Origin of the sequence: Chitinophaga pendula (genome assembly GCF_020386615.1) — a bacterium.
Classification (GTDB): Bacteria; Bacteroidota; Bacteroidia; order Chitinophagales; family Chitinophagaceae; genus Chitinophaga; species Chitinophaga pendula.
The window spans coordinates 6,752,410-6,770,623 of the sequence record NZ_CP077769.1 but is presented as its reverse complement, the minus strand read 5'-3'; the positions used below and the strand labels follow the sequence as shown (position 1 = coordinate 6,770,623).

Below are 18,214 nucleotides of genomic sequence, written 5' to 3'. Positions count from 1 at the left end.
ATTCCATTACGATCATCAGAATCCGCGCAAAGTGATCAGTTGTACGACCAGCGCATTGTGTGCCTGCAACATATGACGCTGTTCGTGCGCCACCAGGAAACGGAACGTGTCTCCCAGGGGCAGCCTTAGCAGACGGGTCAGGCTGGTAGGTACTTTCAGCTGCTGCAGGTTGACGCCTGCCGCTCTTCCGAGCAAGGCATGCAGCGCCTCCTGCTGACTTACAAACGTATCTATTACGGCTGCCGTATCCAGGCCTGCACCCGGACGATGTTCCTTCGGCGCCTGCATCTTCACGCTTACACTTCCGTCATTGCGGGGCAACATCATATTGGTGAAATAATCTCCCAGGCGGCTGCTTTTAAAAGCAGGCTGAGGGGCACGCTGCTGCTGTTCTCCTTTGGCAATGGTACGTTCGAGTGCTGGCAGGTAAAAGCGGCCATAGCTGTTGAGGTGCTCCAGGCATTGTACGGCATTCCAGCGGCCTACACCCGGTGCTTTTAGTAGCAGGTTGGGAGCGGTATTACGTAAGGTCTGGTCGGCAGTATCGCGCAATGCACGTACGTCTCCCTGCAGTTCATTGAGTAAAGCGGTCGTTTCAAATACAGCTGGCATATTACTCTTGTTTTTTTAAGCTGGCAATAGTGATCGAGGATAAGTTACGACAAAGTCAGGGGATGCGGGCAGGAAGTATTGCGCGGGGAGTAGGTATAAAAAAAGCGGCCCTGCGCTATGGCAGGACCGCTCCTTATTTTTGGCAAGCAGTGTAATGGTTTAGTATTGCCAGAGATCCTGTTCTTTATTAAAGATCCTGTCTTTAATAGACTGACCTTCCAACAGCCTCATTACACCATCTTTGATGTAGTCTTTGATCTCGCGATTGTAGGTATTGTTTTCCTTGATCACGAAACTGGAGAAGAAGCGCATTTCGAACAGGTCTTCCCAGCTCATGCTGGCAGCGTCGTTGTTCTGATTATACACATCGAATTTAGCCAGTACCGGGCGCAGGTCGGGGTAGTACACCCAGAACAGTGGGATGGAAGCTCTGAGCGATCCATCTTCGTTCATACGGGATACCATTGGCGCGATGCCCAGTATACGTACTTTGAGTGCAGAGGCTTCTTTATCGAAGACCCATACTTCTTTTACTTTATACTGTACAATGGTACGCGGGTCGAAGTCGTCGCGGGTAGTTACCATTTTCTCTTCGCCAGTCACCGGGTCGATGCTTCTCACGGTGCGTTCTTCACCACTTATTTTGCCGAGTACCTCGCTATAAGGCATAGGGGTGGTAAAGCGGTCGTCGATGGGACTGAAGGCTTGTACTTCGTTGTTTTTGATAGACTGGAGCAGGATATTGATGAACAGCTGGTTGATACCGTTTTCATCTTCCACGTTGTATTGGAAGGGGAGGTTCATTTTCTCGCGGATATCGATGATCTGCCAGATACGTTTCTCCCAGAATTTGTCATCCTCACGGATGTGATCGTAAGCGATAGGTATACGCTCACGGATCAGGTTCTTTTCGGTTACACCATCTATACGCAGTGATTTACGCGGCGTATCGGTTACGGTTACCGGTGTTCCTACGCCATCGGCTCTCAGCGACTGCTGTGCAGGAGGCGGGGGAGTGGTAACGGCGTTGCCGGTAGCTGGGTTTACCACTGTGTTGGGGGCTTGTTGGGTACTGTTTTCGGTTGTGTTACTTTCGGAGGTCGCTGTCCGGCGGCGGGTAGTACCACCGCGGCGCTGTGCCGAAGCTTCCGTTGCCAGTAACGCCAGCAACAATATGCACCAACCCATTCTATTCAATATTACTGCTCGCATAGTTCAGTAATTTATTACTGTTAGTTTAATTTAAACGAAGTATTACCCATGTTTCGTACAATACCGTCGGGACCTTTTACTTTTACGTTATCAAAGTATACCTGGTCGCCGGGGCGTACGGAGCGGATAGCTGCTGCTGCTGACGCAGGCCAGTAAGCAGAGTTAGCATCTCCTTCCACATAATCACGGCCTTTAGCATCGATACCAACACGGTAGCCTATTACGTCGTACTTAACACCTTCGAACTCGAAGTTCTCGAGGTCAGCTCTTAAGCCACCTTGTACTTTAAAATCGGCTGCTTTCATCACACCACTTTTGTTCACACCTACTTTGAGTACGGGATCTGGTATCAGTTTCACGCGGAATTCTTTGGTACCGAGGCTTTTTGATTTACCATCTACATTGGCTACTACGTTGATAGTAGCTTTACCTGGGTTGCTTACGGTAACCACATAGGTACCGGCACCGCTTTTACTGATGCTACCACCGGAGATGGAAGCAGATACGCTTTCTGCAGGCACGCCGGCCGCAGATATAGATATAGGATTCTGCAAGCCGATGTACAGTACGTTCATCTTGTCTGCAGAGATAGAGGTAGTAGAAGCACCTACATTGTAGGCTTCATTGAAGGAGAAGGATTCGGCTTCCCCATTTGGTTTTCTCAAAGTAATAGTACCATTGATGGCTTTCTCACCGATACCGGAAACGGGGATGGTATAAGTACCAAGACCTTCGGTTACAGGTATTGACTGGCCATTTACCACGATGGTCGGATTAGCGGTAGTGCTGTAGGCACCTACTGCGATCTGGGCAGTGAGGGTCTGGCCTTCCATCAGGTTTTTAGAGTTCAGGGAGATGAACGGACGCAGCCTGTCAAACTTGTAGTCGTTTGCATCGATCTGGCGGAACAGGTCATCTATGATCAGTGATTCTGAGTTTTTGATATCGTTCTGGAATTTACCCAGGATGGTAACGGCAGCGATAGCAGGCACCATGTTGAAGTGATAGGTGGTCCAGGTTTTAGCCTTTACATCTTCGCCACTGGCTTTACCTACTTCAATACGCAGCGGTAAAGTGCGGTCGAATTCGGCTTTTTTAGCAGGCGTTACGAAGGTGAGCAATTTAGCACGCAGTGCTTTCAGTGCTTCTTCGAGTTCCGGGCCTTTCTTTTGATTTTCCATCACGCGGGTAGCAGCGTCGAGATTGTCTTTACTCTTGATCTCGCCATGTTCATCGCGTCCTCCAGCTTCGTTGATGATCTGCTCTTTCAGCGCTTCGATACGGGTAAACATATCGGCGGAGAGTTTTTTCACTTCCTGTGCCTTTGCTTTGAGCGGGGCTACTTTCGCGGCGTCGTTGGCCATCTGCTTTTCGAACTGCGCGTAAGTCAGGTTGTTCTTATCAGTCAGCGAGTTGTTGGATGTATTGATAGAGTTGTTTACGATATTAAATGCATTTAATATTTCAGCAGAGACGTTCAATGCCAGCATGGCGGTCAGCACCAGGTACATGAAATTGATCATCTTCTGCCTGGGATCCTTTGGTAGTGCCATAGTTCGTTTTCAGATTTAGTGATTGCCTGTTTTGTTAACTAAAAAACTATAAGCTCACCATTATCTGCCTTGCATGGCGGTCAGCATGTTGCCGTAAACGGTATTCAGGTTACCGAGGTTTTTAGCCAGTGCGGAGATCTGTTCTCCGGTCTTGCGAGCATCATCGATGCTACCGTTCATTACCTGAGAAGCGTTGAGCAGGTTGCTGTAGAACGTGTTCATAGCTTTGAGGTGGTTATTGGTATCCTGCAGTTCCAGTTCGTAGATGGCATTGAGCGAGGCCAGGTTTTTGGTCATGCTCTGCATTTGCTCGTGGAAGCTACGGGTAGATTCAGAAGCGCTGTTGAAAGAAGAAACGGCAGAAGCGGCGGTAGTGTAAGCTTGTGCTACGCTGCCGATGGCATTTGCTGCTTCTCTTGTTTTTTGTGTATAGTCGCCGGTAGCGGCTACTACATCGCTGATGTCTCTCATTTTGTCAACGGTAGTTCCCAGTTTCTGGAAGTTTTCGCTGAGGCGTTGGAGGTTGGCAGGCGTAATATCTGCTTCCTGGAGCATTTTGTCCAGTCCGGCTACGGCAGGAGATCCACCAGCTACGGCAACGGCTACAGGAGCGGTAGCAGAAGTATCCGGCACGAAAGCATATACAAAGAAGATCAATGCTTCCACGCTCAGACCGAGGATCAATGCTACGTCAGCACCCCGCCAGTGTTGCAGTTTAAAGAGGGCACCGATGATTACCACAGAAGCGGCGATACACACGAAAAAATTAAGCCATTTAGCTTTGTTAGGATTCATAGCCATAGGTTAAAATTTAAACTGGTTAAATTTAGAAATAGTGTTAAAGGTTAGATTGAATATGGAATAGTTGTTGCTCATTAGAGGCTCTTTGCCTGCGGTGCATAAGAATTGGTGCTTCATACGCTATGGCTGGTTTTACTTTCTTTTATTGAAATCGTTTTTAGAGCGGCTGAGGAATGCGATGGTACATCTGAAGCCGATATAAGATTTAGCACTATCCTGGTATTCGTAAGAGCGAGTACCTGTCTGGAGGAAGTAACCGATATCTTTCCAGGAGCCACCTCTAACTGATTTACGCTTCATTTTGGGAGGCGCGTTATCGGGTACATCCATTCTGAGATAAGGGTTCATATCAGAAGTAAAAGAATAAGAGTTTTCGTAGAAGATATCCTGTGACCATTCTGCTACGTTACCAGCCATATTGTACAGACCGTAGTCGTTAGGCCAGTAAGCGTCGGCGCGAACGGTATAGAATCCACCATCTTCGGGGTAGTTACCGCGGCCAGGTTTGAAGTTGGCCAGGAGACAACCCTTCTTGTTCCGGAGGTAGTAACCACCCCAGGGGTAAGGTGTTTGTTCTCTACCACCGCGGGCGGCGTATTCCCACTGTGCTTCGGAAGGCAGCTGGAATTTGTCTTCGGTGTAGAGGTTTTTGGAGGCGCGATAGTCTTCCCAGAATTTACTACGCCATTCGCAGAAGGCGTTAGCCTGGTGCCAGGTTACGCCAACTACGGGGTAGTTGTCAAAAGCCGGGTGAGAGAAGTACATACGCGTCATCGGTTCGTTGTATGCGTAAGAGAAGTCCCTGATCCAGCAGAGGGTATCGGGATATATCTGTACATCCTTTTTGACGATGAAAGAGGAGCGCGGTTTGCCTTTATTCTCACGCAGCTTGGCCTGATCCCAGTTGAAGCTCTCCTCGTGGTAGACGAGTTTGTACACGTCTAGTTCCTTTTTACCATAGAGGCGTTCTTCCGGTGTGTAGATCATCGCGTCCAGTTTTTCGTAGGTGGATTTGTCTTTCCAGTTGATCTTCTGTTTCCAGTCGATGTAATCCTGGCCACCATCGTTTTTAACATGTCCCATGAGTACGTGAGCGATGGAGTCGCGCACCCAGTTTACGAACTGGCGATACTCATTGTTGGTGATCTCCGTTGCATCCATGTAGAAGCCGGAGATGGAGATCGACTTGTTCCTGGCGGTATAGGAATAGTTCACGTCCTCATCACTGGGACCCATGTGAAACGTACCGGAGGGTACGTACACCATTCCATAAGGTACAGGCGGATAATACTTTGGTCTGGGGCTCACACCGATGAGTTGCCCTTGAGCATTTTTGGAGGTTTTACTACCACCACAGCTGGCTAGCAGGCTAACCAGCACTACTGCTAACAGAAGACCACTTGAGTAATTAAGCTTCATAAGGGTAGCTTTCATTAGAACATGTTTTTCCATAAACAGCCAGGCAGATATCCAACAGCTTGCAGGTGACAGTTTTCTTCATACTTACGGCCTGGCCAGTTTTACTCGAAAGATAGCAAATGTAATAATTAATTTTAATCCGTAGTTAGTTTTTACCCAACTTTTTCAATTCTACATACTTACTTCGGCAATTAAAATAAACGTATTTTTTAACATTTTATTATATCTACCCTTTTTCTGATAAAACTTCCTGCGCGGTGGCTGATATATGGCGCAATTTACACAAATTATTATATTAGATTATCAATTTCTTCTATATATTGAACAGGCTTCATACAATGATAATTTTCGCACCAGTATAGCCATGTTCCGGTTGGTTGCGCCCTGTTTTCCAGCAAGGGTATACCCGGCTGATCGGCTGCTGCTCCCAGCAGTACTTTGAAGGGTATGTAGTGCCCGTTGACGCTTTTGAGGCGTGCTTTAAATTCGGGGCCTACGATAGCTACTTCTTTGGTACCCTGCACCAGCTGGAGGATCAGGCTAGCCCATACTCCGAAGGAGGTAGGATAGCGGGTGACAGTTTGGGAAAGGCGGCCCACCATTTCTATAGCGCGGCGTTGCCACTTTTTATTATCAAAAACAACAGAAAGATACCAAAGGTTAAGAGCCATGATGGCATTTCCGCTAGGGACGGCCCCATCGTAGATTTCTTTTTTTCGGACGATGACATCTTCCTGGCCTTGGATGGTATAGTAAAAGAAATTTTCGGCCTCATCGCTGAAGTGGGAGAGGACGAAGGTGGTGAGTTCTTTTGCCTTTTCCAGCCATTGGAGGTCGCCGGATACTTCCTGCAGGGAGATGCAGGCCCGGATGAGGCAGGCATAGTCATCGAGGAAGGCGGGATATTTGGCCACTCCATCTTTCCAGGTATGGAAGAATGCCGGGCCACTGTCCTGACGTAATTTTTCCCAGCAGGTATCGGCTGCTTTGAGGGCAGTGTGCAGGTAGGTGTCGTCTTGGAGGGTGGCGCTGGCTTTACAGTAAGCATGTATCATGAGGGCGTTCCAGCCCAGCAGGATCTTATCGTCGAGAGCGGGGCGGATGCGTTTGTCGCGGACTTCCAGCAGTTGCTGACGGCATTGCTCCAGGAGGGAGCGGAGGGAGGGTTCGTCCTGGCCTTTACGGGCAGCGAAGTCTGACAGTGGTTCCTGTATCCAGAGGATATTTTGTTCTTCCCAGTTCCCGGCTTCGGATACGTCATAGTATTCGCAGAACAGGGGGGCGTTGCTGCCCAGTATTTGTGTTATTTCGGTTTTGCTCCAGACATAAAATTTGCCTTCGATGCCTTCGGAGTCGGCATCGAGGGCGGCATAGAAGGCTCCGGAGGAGTCGGTCATTTCGCGGTCGACGAATGCCAGTGTTTCGCGGATGGCGGTGGCATAGGTCTCTTTTTTGGTGACCAGGTATGCTTCGCAGAGGGTATCGACGAGGAGGGCATTGTCGTAGAGCATTTTTTCGAAATGCGGTGCGAGCCATCGTTCGTCGGTGCTATATCTGGCGAAGCCGCCGCCCAGTTGATCGTAGATGCCGCCCTGCACCATTTTATCGAGGGAGCGGAGGGCTTGTTCGAGTGCCTGGGGGGCTTTATAGCTATGATGATATCTGAGCAGGTATTGTATGTGGAAGGTACCCGGGAATTTGGGTGCTTTACCGAAGCCACCCCAGGTCGTATCGGCCTGGCTGAGGATGTTGTTAAAAACGGTATCGCATTGGTGGCGGGTAAAGAGTTCTTCGACAGGGAGGTGTAGTATGCTTTCTGTTTGCATGCCGAATTGGCCGCTTTGGTGGAGGTGTTCGGTCAGGTTATTGGCCTGGCTTTCTATTTCTTCCCTTTTTTCTTTGAAGGCACCGGCGATGGCGAGGAGTACTTCTTTCCAGGCGGGTCTGTTATAGACCTTTTTGGGAGGGAAGTAGGTACCTCCGTAGAATGGTTTTTTGTCGGGGGTAAGGAATACGTTGAGTGGCCATCCTCCTGCGCCGGTCATGGTTTGGAGGGCGTCCATGTATATGTGGTCCAGGTCGGGTCTTTCTTCCCGGTCTATTTTGATGTTAATGAAGTGTTCGTTCATGATGCTGGCGGTGTCGGGGTCTTCGAAGCTTTCGCGTTCCATGACATGACACCAGTGGCATGCGGCGTAGCCGATGCTGACGAGGATAGGTTTATCTTCTGCTATAGCCCGTTGGAGGGCTTCTGGTCCCCAAGGGTACCAGTCTACCGGATTGTGGGCATGTTGCAGTAAATAGGGGCTTGATTCAGTTGCAAGTTTATTCGTGTGCATCGGTTTTTCCATCTTCGTCGTTAGCTGCGATACAGCGGTACTATTATCTGGATAAATATAATACGGCCATGCAAAGAAATTTATTTTTCTGATCTTTCATAAATTATTTTTTTGTTGAGTCTATTGGGTATAGCGGATACATCCATAAAAAAGGGACAGCGGTATGCTGTCCCTTTCGTGTATTTATATGTAAATGATCTTATTATTATTTTTTTGAGATTTCAGCCAGGTACTGTTCTAACGCGGCCACCATAGATGGTGCTTGGGGAGCGGGGGCTTTGACGTCGAGGCGGAGGCCGGCTTCTTCGACGGCGGCGGAGGTAGTAGGGCCGAAGGCGCCTATACGGGTGCCGTTCTGTTCGAATTTGGGTACGTTTTCAAAGAGGGATTTCACGCCTGAGGGGCTAAAGAACACGATCATGTCGTAAGCTGTTTTGTCCAGTATCTCTTTGACATCGTTGGAGACCGTTTTGTAGAGGGTCGCAGTGGCGTATTCGCATTTGTTTGCTTTGAGCCATTCTTCGATGTCCTTCTTTTGGCTGTCGGAGCTTGGGAACAGGAATTTTTCGTTGTCCTTGTGTTTGTTCATTACCTCGAGGAGGCTTTTGGTAGAGCCATCGGCTCCGTAGAACACTTTCCGTTTCCGGTAGAGGATGAACTTTTGTAAGTACAAGGCTACCGCTTCAGTGATACAGAAGTATTTGCAATCCTGCGACACCTTGATCTTCATTTCCTCGCAAACCCTAAAGAAGTGATCTACTGAGTTTCTGCTGGTAAAGATCACTGCCGTGTAGTTGAGGATATCCACTTTTTGTTTCCGGAAGTCTTTGGCAGGGAGACCTTCTACCCGTATGAAAGGGAAGAAGTCCAGTTTGACATTGAACTTTCTGGCCAGATCGAAATAAGGGGATTTCTCTGTTTCAGGCTTCGGTTGGGAAATAAGGATCGACTGAACTTGTTTGACTTGCAAATCTTTTTTTGGCCCGCCTTTTATCATACATTTTTTGCTCTTGTGTTAACAATAGGCAGTAATCAGGGATTACCAGTTAACCAAATCAGTAGCACCTTCGTTAAAATTAATACGGGCGCTACTTCGAATGCGCAAAGGTAAAGAAAAAAATGCAATTTGCTAAAAGATAGATACTGTCTGACAACGGAATATGATCTTATATATCTGTAGGCAGCCAGTAATACTATAAAGAAAATTGATATATACATGAAAGCCCGCGCAATTTCTGGTTCACAGAAGGCCACCAATACGAGGAAAGGCGCCAGTAAAATCCCTAATACTTTGTTGATTAGATAAAGAATAAATATGTAAGCGTCCGCCAGTTCGGCGCTGCCGAATAACCAACCACAGAAGCGCAGCACAACGTATTTGAGGCTATAGATGACTGCCACCAGGATCACGAGACCGGGGATGAGTATCCAGGCGTCGGCGTTGGGGGCGTATTGTTGCCGGTACATGATGAGGTACAGGTAAAGTCCCATGCTGATCGCGAAGAATACATTGAGCACGAAGTTCGGCAGGGGTGATTGTGACAGCTGATCTTTGAGCTGCCGCTGGCTTAGGGTAGGGTTCAGGAACGCGCGGAACAGATCGGAAAAGAACTTCAGGTAAACGAGTCGTACTACGCCCAGCAGGAGCAGGACCCCGGCGACTGTGTATACGAGCCAGTCCATATCTCTGAATGGTCGCATTTTGTTGAGGTCGTAATATCTTGTTTTATTTCCTGGCTGCAGGTATATGTTTTTTTGTGCCAGCTCCTTCATGAACGTGTCGTACGCAGATACCTGTTTCAAAGGTACTTTAGCCGGCTGCGATGCGGTGTCAGTAAGGGCTAGGAGGGAATCGGCCTTTAACCGGGTAGTATCCCGGAGACGGCGGGTGGAGTCGGTGGCCGGACGGGGAGGGGCTGTACGGGGAGCGGCTGTACGGGGAGCGACAGTGTTGGCTGCGCTGGCCCTGGCAGTGTCGGGGCGTGGGCGGGTAGTTGTCGGAGCTGGTGTTGCTCTTCTTACGGGCGCCTTATTGGCGGAACTGTCTGTCTGTGCGAATACATGCAGTTGTAAAAGGATGAATAACAGCGATAACCAGTTTCTCACCAAGATGAATTTTTATGACAATTGTCGCAAAAATAACTAAAATGCCTGCTCCCCGTTCAGATTTTTGAGCAGAAGGGAAGGAATTGGCGTTAAAGCCGGTGGCAGCAGCAGCTGCAGGGTATTTGGGACGGGCGATACCCGGTGTACGGGGAGTGGTGGATCAGCAGTATCTTTGCGGTAATGACCGGCATTTACTTACACATACCTTTTTGCAAACAAGCTTGTTACTATTGTAATTTTCATTTCTCCACTTCCCTGGGGCAGCGGAACGCACTGGTGGCGGCATTGCTTCAGGAAATCGACCTGCAAAAAGCGTATCTGCAAGGGCAGCCGGTGGGTACCATTTATTTTGGCGGCGGTACTCCCAGTATCTTACCTATAGCTGATCTGCAGCAACTACTGGAAAAAATATACGACACTTTTGATATCCTTCCCAATACGGAGATCACGCTGGAAGCCAATCCGGACGACCTGTCGGCGGAGCAGTTACAGGCGTTGCGTGCTATTGGCATTAACCGGCTGAGCATCGGCATACAGTCTTTTCATGAGGCAGACCTGCGCTGGATGCACCGGGCACATGATAGTCAGCAGGCGCTTACCTGTATACAGGCGGCCCAGGCAGCAGGATTCCGGAATATCTCCATCGACCTCATCTATGGAGGGCCTACGCTTAGTGATGAAGGCTGGCTGGCGAATATTGCCCAGGCCATTGCGTTGGAGGTACCTCATTTGTCGTGTTATGCGCTTACGGTAGAACCTGGTACTGCCCTGGACCAGTTCATCAAGAAGAAAAAAATGGAGGCGGTAGACCCGGATAAGGCGGCCCGGCATTTTGAAATGCTTTTGCAGCAGTTGCAGGCGGCGGGATACGAGCACTATGAGATCTCCAATTTTGCGTTGCCAGGCTGGCATTCCAGGCATAACAGCAGCTACTGGAATGGCAATGCGTACCTGGGCCTGGGGCCCTCTGCCCACTCTTTCGACCAGCATTCCAGGCAATGGAATGTTGCCAATAATGCTTTGTACATCAAAAGTATTCAGCAAGGTATCGTTCCTTTTGAGGCGGAGGTGCTGACCCCGGATATTATGCTGAATGAGTATATCATGACGTCCCTACGGACGTCCAAAGGCTGTGATCTATCGCTGGTGTCAGCGCGGTTTGGCGAGGAGCGGCGGGTACAACTGGCAACCGGCGCCCGGACCTTTATCCAAAAGGAATGGATGATACAGCTTGGGGATACGCTGGTATTGACTGCAGCTGGTAAACTTTTTGCAGATTGTATTGCGGCGGAGCTGTTCTTTTAACGATGGTTCGGGGTAATTACCTATATATCTTTTAAAACCTTCTGTCATGCGAAGTCTTCACCATTTTCTACTCTTTATTTCGCTCTTCGTCCTGGTGGCCTGCAGCAGTACGCGGGTATTAAAGCGGGAGGCAGCAGCGCCTTTCCAGTTGTCAAGCTATAAGACCTTCGGTTTTTATGAAGTGGAGGCCAGTGGCGACAGTGTAAGCAGTGAGGTGTATCATACGGGGATAGCCGCATTGCGTAAAAACATTGCTTTGCAGCTGGAGCGGCGTGGATTGCGGCAGGTGGCGGATCAGCCGGATTTGCTGGTGAATATCGGTATTGTGAACAAGGAGCGGGTACAAACGCGGCAGACTGATTTTATGACGGATGCGCCCCGTTATATGGGACAGCGGCGGTATTCCTGGCAGAGCCGGGAGGTGCCTGTAGGGCGGTATAATGAGGGGACGGTATCGGTGCACCTGGTGGATCGGGTGAAGCAGCAAATGCTGTGGGAAGGGGTGGTGGCTGATGTGATCCCTAATAAGCCTACACAGCTGGAAAAGCAAGTGGCCGCTGCCATGGAGACCCTGTTTAAGGGGCTTTGACATACGGCCACTGTAATAACGATGGTGATGTTTAGTTTGTCTTCACGCCAAATTTGTAGATACAGGTCTGCTGATAGGTAGACCCGGGCTCCAATACTACGGACGGGAATGCCGGTTGATTGGGAGAATCCGGGAAGTGTTGTGTTTCGAAGCAGAAAGCGCCCCTATAGGCGTATGCTTTGCCCTGTTTGCCTATATCTTTTCCGGTCATAAAGTTGCCCCCGTAGAACTGTACACCGGGTTCTGTTGTCCATACTTCCATCTGGCGGCCGCTTTCCGGTTCGCTTACTGTAGCTGCCAGGGACAGTGCTGTTCCTTTCTTGTCGAGCACCCAGTTGTGGTCATATCCTTTACCCAGTTTAAGTTGTTCAAATTTGTCTTCTACGCGTTGTCCGATGGGTGTCGGTGAGGTAAAGTCCATGGGTGTTCCTTTTACCGGGGCCAGTTGGCCGGTAGGTATCAGTCCGGCATCTACCGGGGTAAACCGGCTGGCATTGATGGTAACGACGTGATCGAGGACATTGCCATTGCCGGCACCTTTCAGGTTAAAGAAAGAGTGATGGGTGAGATTGATGACGGTCGCCTTGTCGGTGGAGGCTTTATAGTCGATCCGGAACTGGTTGCTGTCGGAGAGGGAGTAGGTCATGGTGATATCGAGGTTGCCCGGATATCCTTCTTCTCCATCTTTGGACAGGTAGTGAAAGACGAGGGTATGATCGTCGGGTTGTGTAGCGTGCCATACTACAGCATTGTAGCCATTTACACCGCCATGCAGGTGGTTTTCGCCATTGTTGACAGCGAGGGTGTAAGTTTTATCGCCCAGGGTGAATTTGCCTTTGGCGATACGGTTGCCATATCGTCCTACTACGCCACCATAGTAGCGTTCGGTGGTATTGAGATAGCGGGCGAGATTGTCGTATCCCAGTACTACATCTTCGAGGTGGCCTTGCTTATCGGGAGCGAGGAGGGCGACTACTTTGGCGCCGTAGTTGGTGACGGCCATTTCTACGCCACCTTTGCTTTTGAGGTAGTACAGTTTTACTGGTTGGCCATTGATGGTGCTGTCGAATGCGGCGGCCGGTACGAGTTTGCTAATGGCTGAGCTGTCGTTGTTTGTCTGCATACTGTCTGTCGGATTGTTTTTAGTTTGTTGGCCACCGGGTCCGCAGGCAGCCATGCCTGCGGTAGCCAGGATAAATAATGTGAGAAACCTTTTCATTGTGCCGTGGAAGTTTAGATGAATTGGGAAATACGGACAAGATACGAATCAGAAAATAAAAATCCCCGGGGTATGTGTTGGATATAGGAATGATATACGAATGATACAGGAATGTTAAGGGAGAGGTGGACGGGAGCTATAACTACATTATAATCAGCTTATTGCAAGGCATTATTGCAACACATTGCATAATATGGCAAAATAACAAGGCCGGTCTGCATATAGCGGACCGGCCTTTAGTATTTGCTACGTTGTATACGCGGAGGCTTACCAACCGAGGAGGTAGGCGAAGATCAGCGGTGCAACGATAGTGGCATCTGATTCAACGATGAATTTAGGTGTGTTGATATCGAGTTTACCCCAGGTGATTTTTTCGTTAGGAACGGCGCCGGAGTAGGAGCCATAGGAGGTGGTGGAGTCGGATATCTGGCAGAAATAGCTCCAGAAGGGTACGTCATGCCATTCGAGATCCTGGTACATCATGGGTACTACGCAGATGGGGAAGTCGCCTGCGATACCGCCACCGATCTGGAAGAAGCCAACGCCTTTACCGGCGGAGTTGTTGCGATACCAGTCGGAGAGCCATACCATGTATTCGATACCGCTTTTCATGGTACTGGCTTTGAGTTCACCTTTAATGCAGTAGGAGGCGAAGATGTTGCCCATGGTGCTGTCTTCCCAACCTGGAACGACGATAGGAATATTTTTTTCTGCGGCGGCGAGCATCCAGCTATTTTTCGGATCGATCTCATAGTGTTCTTTCATGACACCGCTGAGCAGGAGTTTGTACATGAATTCGTGGGGGAAGTAGCGCTCTCCGTTTTCTTCCGCATCTTTCCATAGTTTGAATATATGTGTTTGTATGCGGCGGAAAGCTTCTTCTTCGGGGATACAGGTATCTGTAACGCGGTTGAAGCCTTTTTCGAGCAGGTCCCATTCGTCCTGGGGGCTAAGATCGCGGTAGTTAGGAACTCTTTTGTAGTGAGTGTGTGCTACCAGGTTCATGATATCTTCTTCGAGGTTGGCGCCGGTACAGGAGATGATGTCTACTTTACCCTGGCGGATCATTTCGGCGAAGGAGATACCTAATTCGGCAGTACTCATAGCACCTGCGAGTGTAACCATCATCTTACCACCTTCGAGCAGATGAGTCTCATAGCCTTTAGCAGCATCTACCAGTGCGGCAGCGTTGAAATGCCGGTAGTGGTGCTGGATAAATTGAGAGATAGGCCCTTTATTCATGTCTGTTAAAAATTTACGCGTGAATTACTGTCAGACAACTATTTGCAAACAGCGGGGCAAAGTTAAGATAAACTTTGGAAGGGGGCAAAGCGAAGCGGTGTATAATGGAGAGAGAAAGGGCGGGGGAGGACGAATGGTGGGGTACTGCTTTGGCAAGTGGTAAAGAAGCAAGGTAAAGCGGGGGGAGCGAGGGGAGAAGTATATGAAGGCGGGCAGGATGAATGAAAAGAGGTGACTGAGCGGTACGTTGGATGGCGGAACGAATGGTGAGATAATGCTATGACAGGTGATGCGGACACTTTGATGAGGTATCAGGTGTTTGACGAATAAAAAGAAAGCCCGTAATGAATAACATTACGGGCTTTGCCTGATCAGGTCTGTATGAGGCGGATATCCGCGACTCACGCTTTCTTCAGTCGTTGGTAAACACTGAGGTCACCATCTACGTTTGCTTTCACGATTGTCCAATACTTCTCTCCTTCCAGCGTGATATAGTAGTTCAGCGCACCTTCTTTTTCAAATTCGGTGATGCCATATACTTTCTGTCCAGAATAACGCTGCTGGAGAGCAACGGATACGGTGAGCGGTAATTGGTCCGCTGTGAGGATCCGGCGGGTGCTGAGAAGCTTACCCTCCTTATCGAAATAGGCGGTCACTTTGGAAGTGTTGATGGTGAATTTAGCGGTGTATGTGTTTGCATCATCGCTGTACCATTTCACATCCTGTGCACCGGTAAAGGCCTTTGTGAAAGCGGCCTGTATCCTGCCACTCACCTCTGTTTCGGCGGGTTTGGCGGATAAAGTATAGCTACTGAATATAGCAGCTACACTGATCATGAGAACTAACATCTTTTTCATGGCGGAAAAATTTATGTTTATTGTGATACAAATGTACGGCGGTCCGGAGCGGGGTTACAAGGGTAATAGTGACCAGTGGAAGGGCTTGATTACTTGCTGGGGATGACGGGTTGTGATAAGTGATGGGATTAACATTCCTTTGACATGAAAGACCCGCCACTGCTGCGATGTTGCATGGAAAAAGCGAATGTTGCAAGCGCTGAGGTTAAGCTTTTGTTAAAGTAGAAATCGAGGATGAGCGGGAAGTAAGAAAGCAATTTGCGTTACCTTCATGGGTATGAATTACCTGGCCCACGCTTACTTATCGTTTAATGAACCGGAATTAACGGCTGGGAATATGATCGCGGATTTTGTGAAGGGGAGGCGCCTGCTGGATTATTCACCCGGCATACAGCGGGGTATCAGATTACATCGTGAGATCGATCAGTTTACGGATCATCATGCGGCTACGGCGGAGGCCAAATCCTTTTTCCGTCCATCCTGTGGATTGTACAGTGGTATATTTACGGATGTGGTGTATGATCATTTTCTGGCGAACGACCCAAACTATTTCCCTGCCGGGGAGTTGTTACCTTTTACTTTAGGGATATTCCGCACATTAAGAAAACAGGAGGCATTGCTGCCGGATCGTTTTTTACAGATGTTACATTATATGGAGACCCAGAACTGGATGTATGACTACCGGTTAAAGAGCGGTATAGAGCAATCTTTCACCGGTATGGTGAGGCGGACGAAGTATATGCCGGTGCCGGCATCGGTACCTTATGCTGTCTTTGAGACACATTATGATGCGTTAAGAGCATGTTACGCTATCTTCTTTCCCGCTTTGCTGGCGCATGTACGTGCGTTTATGGCGGAGGCGGACTGATGCAACAACGTTGTCTTTTTTGAGGATGTTGGTAAAAACTTGTAGGTTTGAGGCTTCAATTAATCCTCATATAATTAAAAAAGTACAGCCTACAATGAAGCCAGTATTAATTTTCGCGTTAGTGATCGCGTTTCTGGGAGCGGGTAATGTAGCGGCCATTGCCCAGGATAAAAAGCTACCGCCACTGGATGCGAGTCCGATGGATATGTGTTATTACCCGCCGATGTATCCGTATGTAGTAAAAGTGAAGGGAGAGCCGGGTACGCTGGTAGCACGTGTGGTATATAGTCGTCCGCAGAAGAAGGGCAGAGCGATCTTTGGTGAGCTGGAGGAATACGGTAAGATCTGGCGCCTGGGTGCTAACGAGGCTACGGAGATCGAGTTTTTCAGACCGGTGACTATCGCAGGTAAGAGCATACCGAAGGGAAGATATACGCTGTATGCAATCCCTACGGAGTCAAAATGGACGGTCATCCTGAACCGTGATACGGATATCTGGGGTGCTTACAAGTACGATCAGAGCAAGGATATCCTGCGTACCGACCTGCCTGTGAATACGCAGGATACGGCGCTGGAAGCATTTACCATGGCTTTTGAGAAAGCAGAGGCGGGCGCCAACCTGATCATGGCCTGGGACAAGGTAAATGTGAGCTTGCCGATCAAGTGGACGGATGCCAAACCTATTGCTGCCGGCAAAAAGAAATAGATATAACTATAAGATATTCAGAGAGTCTCGCACTGAAGTGCGGGACTTTTTTTATGTATAGGGGTGGTAACAGTGATGGATGAATGGTAATTTGGCCATAGTACATATATCGGTATCTTTGGAAACAACAAAAACATAGCAGGAATGAAGCTAGGTACTAAACTCATACACGCAGGTGTAGCACCCGACCCCTCGACTGGCGCGATCATGACGCCAATATTCCAGACATCTACCTATGTGCAGCGTGCACCAGGTCAACATAAGGGATATGAATATGCCCGTACACAAAACCCTACCCGCGATGCTTTACAGAATGCGCTGGCAGCCATTGAGAATGGTACGGCAGGTATTAGTTTCGGCAGCGGACTGGCAGCAACAGATGCTGTTATGAAGCTGTTGTTGCCCGGTGATGAGGTGATTGCTAGCAATGATCTTTACGGTGGTACCTATCGCATCTTTACCAAGGTATTTGAGCGTTATGGTATCAAATTTAAATTTATAGGGATGCGGGATGTACAGAGCATCACGCAGCATATTACGCCTCAAACGAAGCTGATCTGGGTGGAAACACCGACCAACCCCTTGATGAACATTATTGACATTGCGGGCTGTGCACAGATTGCGAAAAAGCATAATATCCTTTTGTGTGTGGACAATACGTTTGCATCTCCGTACTTACAGAATCCGTTGGATTTGGGTGCGGACATTGTGGTACACTCTGCCACCAAGTACCTGGGAGGACATAGTGATGTCGTACACGGGGCGGTGATTGTGAAAGACGACTCGCTGGCGCAGCAGTTGTATTTCATCCAGAACAGCTGTGGTGCGGTTCCTGGACCGCAGGATTGTTTCCTGGTATTGCGCGGATTGAAGACGTTGCACGTGCGTATGCAGCGGCATTCTGAAAACGGCGCGGTAATTGCGCGGTTTCTGAGAGACCATCCAAAGGTGGACAGCGTGTATTGGTGTGGTTTTGAAGATCATGCGAATCATGATATTGCAAAAAGCCAGATGCGTGACTTCGGCGGTATGATGTCGTTTACGCTGAAAGATGATAGCCTGGAGGCGGCTAACAAAGTATTAAGCGGGACACATTTGTTCTCTTTAGCAGAATCATTGGGAGGGGTAGAGTCGCTGATTGGTCATCCGGCCAGTATGACGCATGCTTCCATTCCCCGTGAGGAGCGACTGGCCAATGGATTGGCGGATTCGTTGATACGTTTGAGTGTAGGGATAGAGGACGCTGGAGATCTAATAGCGGATCTGCAGCAGGCAATCGGATAGATATATTAAATGTTGAGCGCCCTGTTGCGCATGTCGATTAGCAGCATTAAGTTTGTCTGCCGTCCCCTTGTATGTACTATATCATACAAGGGGACGGGGGAC

Annotated in this window: 16 protein-coding genes; 5 read left to right on the top strand and 11 right to left on the bottom strand. The window is 48.9% G+C overall.

From position 1 onward, the window contains the following. Positions 1-15: 15 nt before the first annotated feature. The 8 genes from KTO58_RS25460 to KTO58_RS25425 all read right to left on the bottom strand — a co-directional run bounded on the left by KTO58_RS25460 (position 16) and on the right by KTO58_RS25425 (position 10,042). On the bottom strand, positions 16-612 hold the full coding sequence (locus KTO58_RS25460) for a DinB family protein (RefSeq protein WP_095836702.1): 597 nt from the start codon (positions 610-612) through the stop codon (positions 16-18). A 159-nt stretch (positions 613-771) separates the two neighbouring features. Beyond that, the gene (gene porN, locus KTO58_RS25455) at positions 772-1,824 is read right to left on the bottom strand and encodes a type IX secretion system ring subunit PorN/GldN (RefSeq protein ID WP_095836703.1); all 1,053 of its coding nucleotides are present in this window, start codon (positions 1,822-1,824) and stop codon (positions 772-774) included. A gap of 20 nt (positions 1,825-1,844) precedes the next feature. Next, on the bottom strand, positions 1,845-3,377 hold the full coding sequence (gene porM, locus KTO58_RS25450; RefSeq protein ID WP_095836704.1) for a type IX secretion system motor protein PorM/GldM: 1,533 nt from the start codon (positions 3,375-3,377) through the stop codon (positions 1,845-1,847). A 60-nt stretch (positions 3,378-3,437) separates the two neighbouring features. Further along, positions 3,438-4,172: a type IX secretion system motor protein PorL/GldL gene (gene porL / locus KTO58_RS25445; RefSeq protein ID WP_225859915.1), complete on the bottom strand. Its 735-nt coding sequence runs from the start codon at positions 4,170-4,172 to the stop codon at positions 3,438-3,440. A gap of 138 nt (positions 4,173-4,310) precedes the next feature. Further along, on the bottom strand, positions 4,311-5,612 hold the full coding sequence (porK, locus tag KTO58_RS25440; RefSeq protein ID WP_225859914.1) for a T9SS ring complex lipoprotein PorK/GldK: 1,302 nt from the start codon (positions 5,610-5,612) through the stop codon (positions 4,311-4,313). A 275-nt stretch (positions 5,613-5,887) separates the two neighbouring features. Beyond that, entirely contained in the window at positions 5,888-7,948 is a 2,061-nt protein-coding gene (locus KTO58_RS25435) for a thioredoxin domain-containing protein (protein ID WP_095836706.1), read from the bottom strand. A gap of 193 nt (positions 7,949-8,141) precedes the next feature. Then, positions 8,142-8,906, bottom strand: coding sequence for a uroporphyrinogen-III synthase (locus tag KTO58_RS25430; protein WP_225859913.1), 765 nt, complete (start codon positions 8,904-8,906; stop codon positions 8,142-8,144). Between the two features lie 62 nt (positions 8,907-8,968). Then, complete coding sequence (locus KTO58_RS25425; RefSeq protein ID WP_157752745.1) at positions 8,969-10,042, bottom strand: DUF4271 domain-containing protein; 1,074 nt, start codon at positions 10,040-10,042, stop codon at positions 8,969-8,971. Positions 10,043-10,222: 180 nt separating this feature from the next. On the opposite strand from KTO58_RS25425, the gene hemW reads away from it, so the two are divergent. Continuing rightward, the gene (gene hemW / locus KTO58_RS25420) at positions 10,223-11,347 is read left to right on the top strand and encodes a radical SAM family heme chaperone HemW (protein WP_095836709.1); all 1,125 of its coding nucleotides are present in this window, start codon (positions 10,223-10,225) and stop codon (positions 11,345-11,347) included. A 46-nt stretch (positions 11,348-11,393) separates the two neighbouring features. After that, positions 11,394-11,936 carry a DUF4136 domain-containing protein gene (locus KTO58_RS25415; RefSeq protein ID WP_095836710.1) on the top strand — a complete coding sequence of 181 codons (543 nt, stop codon included), beginning with the start codon at positions 11,394-11,396 and terminating at the stop codon, positions 11,934-11,936. 31 nt (positions 11,937-11,967) lie between these two features. On the opposite strand, the gene KTO58_RS25410 is transcribed toward KTO58_RS25415, so the two are convergent. From KTO58_RS25410 to KTO58_RS25400, 3 genes are all read right to left on the bottom strand, one after another. Beyond that, positions 11,968-13,155 carry an aldose epimerase family protein gene (locus KTO58_RS25410; protein ID WP_095836711.1) on the bottom strand — a complete coding sequence of 396 codons (1,188 nt, stop codon included), beginning with the start codon at positions 13,153-13,155 and terminating at the stop codon, positions 11,968-11,970. 267 nt (positions 13,156-13,422) lie between these two features. Further along, positions 13,423-14,397, bottom strand: a complete 975-nt coding sequence (locus KTO58_RS25405; protein WP_095836712.1) for a deoxyhypusine synthase family protein — start codon at positions 14,395-14,397, stop codon at positions 13,423-13,425. 401 nt (positions 14,398-14,798) lie between these two features. Then, complete coding sequence (locus KTO58_RS25400) at positions 14,799-15,254, bottom strand: hypothetical protein (RefSeq protein ID WP_095836714.1); 456 nt, start codon at positions 15,252-15,254, stop codon at positions 14,799-14,801. A gap of 277 nt (positions 15,255-15,531) precedes the next feature. On the opposite strand from KTO58_RS25400, the gene KTO58_RS25395 reads away from it, so the two are divergent. From KTO58_RS25395 to KTO58_RS25385, 3 genes are all read left to right on the top strand, one after another. Next, on the top strand, positions 15,532-16,122 hold the full coding sequence (locus tag KTO58_RS25395; protein WP_157752746.1) for an acyl carrier protein phosphodiesterase: 591 nt from the start codon (positions 15,532-15,534) through the stop codon (positions 16,120-16,122). 94 nt (positions 16,123-16,216) lie between these two features. After that, positions 16,217-16,828 carry a DUF2911 domain-containing protein gene (locus KTO58_RS25390; protein WP_095836716.1) on the top strand — a complete coding sequence of 204 codons (612 nt, stop codon included), beginning with the start codon at positions 16,217-16,219 and terminating at the stop codon, positions 16,826-16,828. Positions 16,829-16,972: 144 nt separating this feature from the next. Then, positions 16,973-18,112 carry a cystathionine gamma-synthase gene (locus tag KTO58_RS25385; RefSeq protein ID WP_095836717.1) on the top strand — a complete coding sequence of 380 codons (1,140 nt, stop codon included), beginning with the start codon at positions 16,973-16,975 and terminating at the stop codon, positions 18,110-18,112. Positions 18,113-18,214 lie beyond the last annotated feature (102 nt).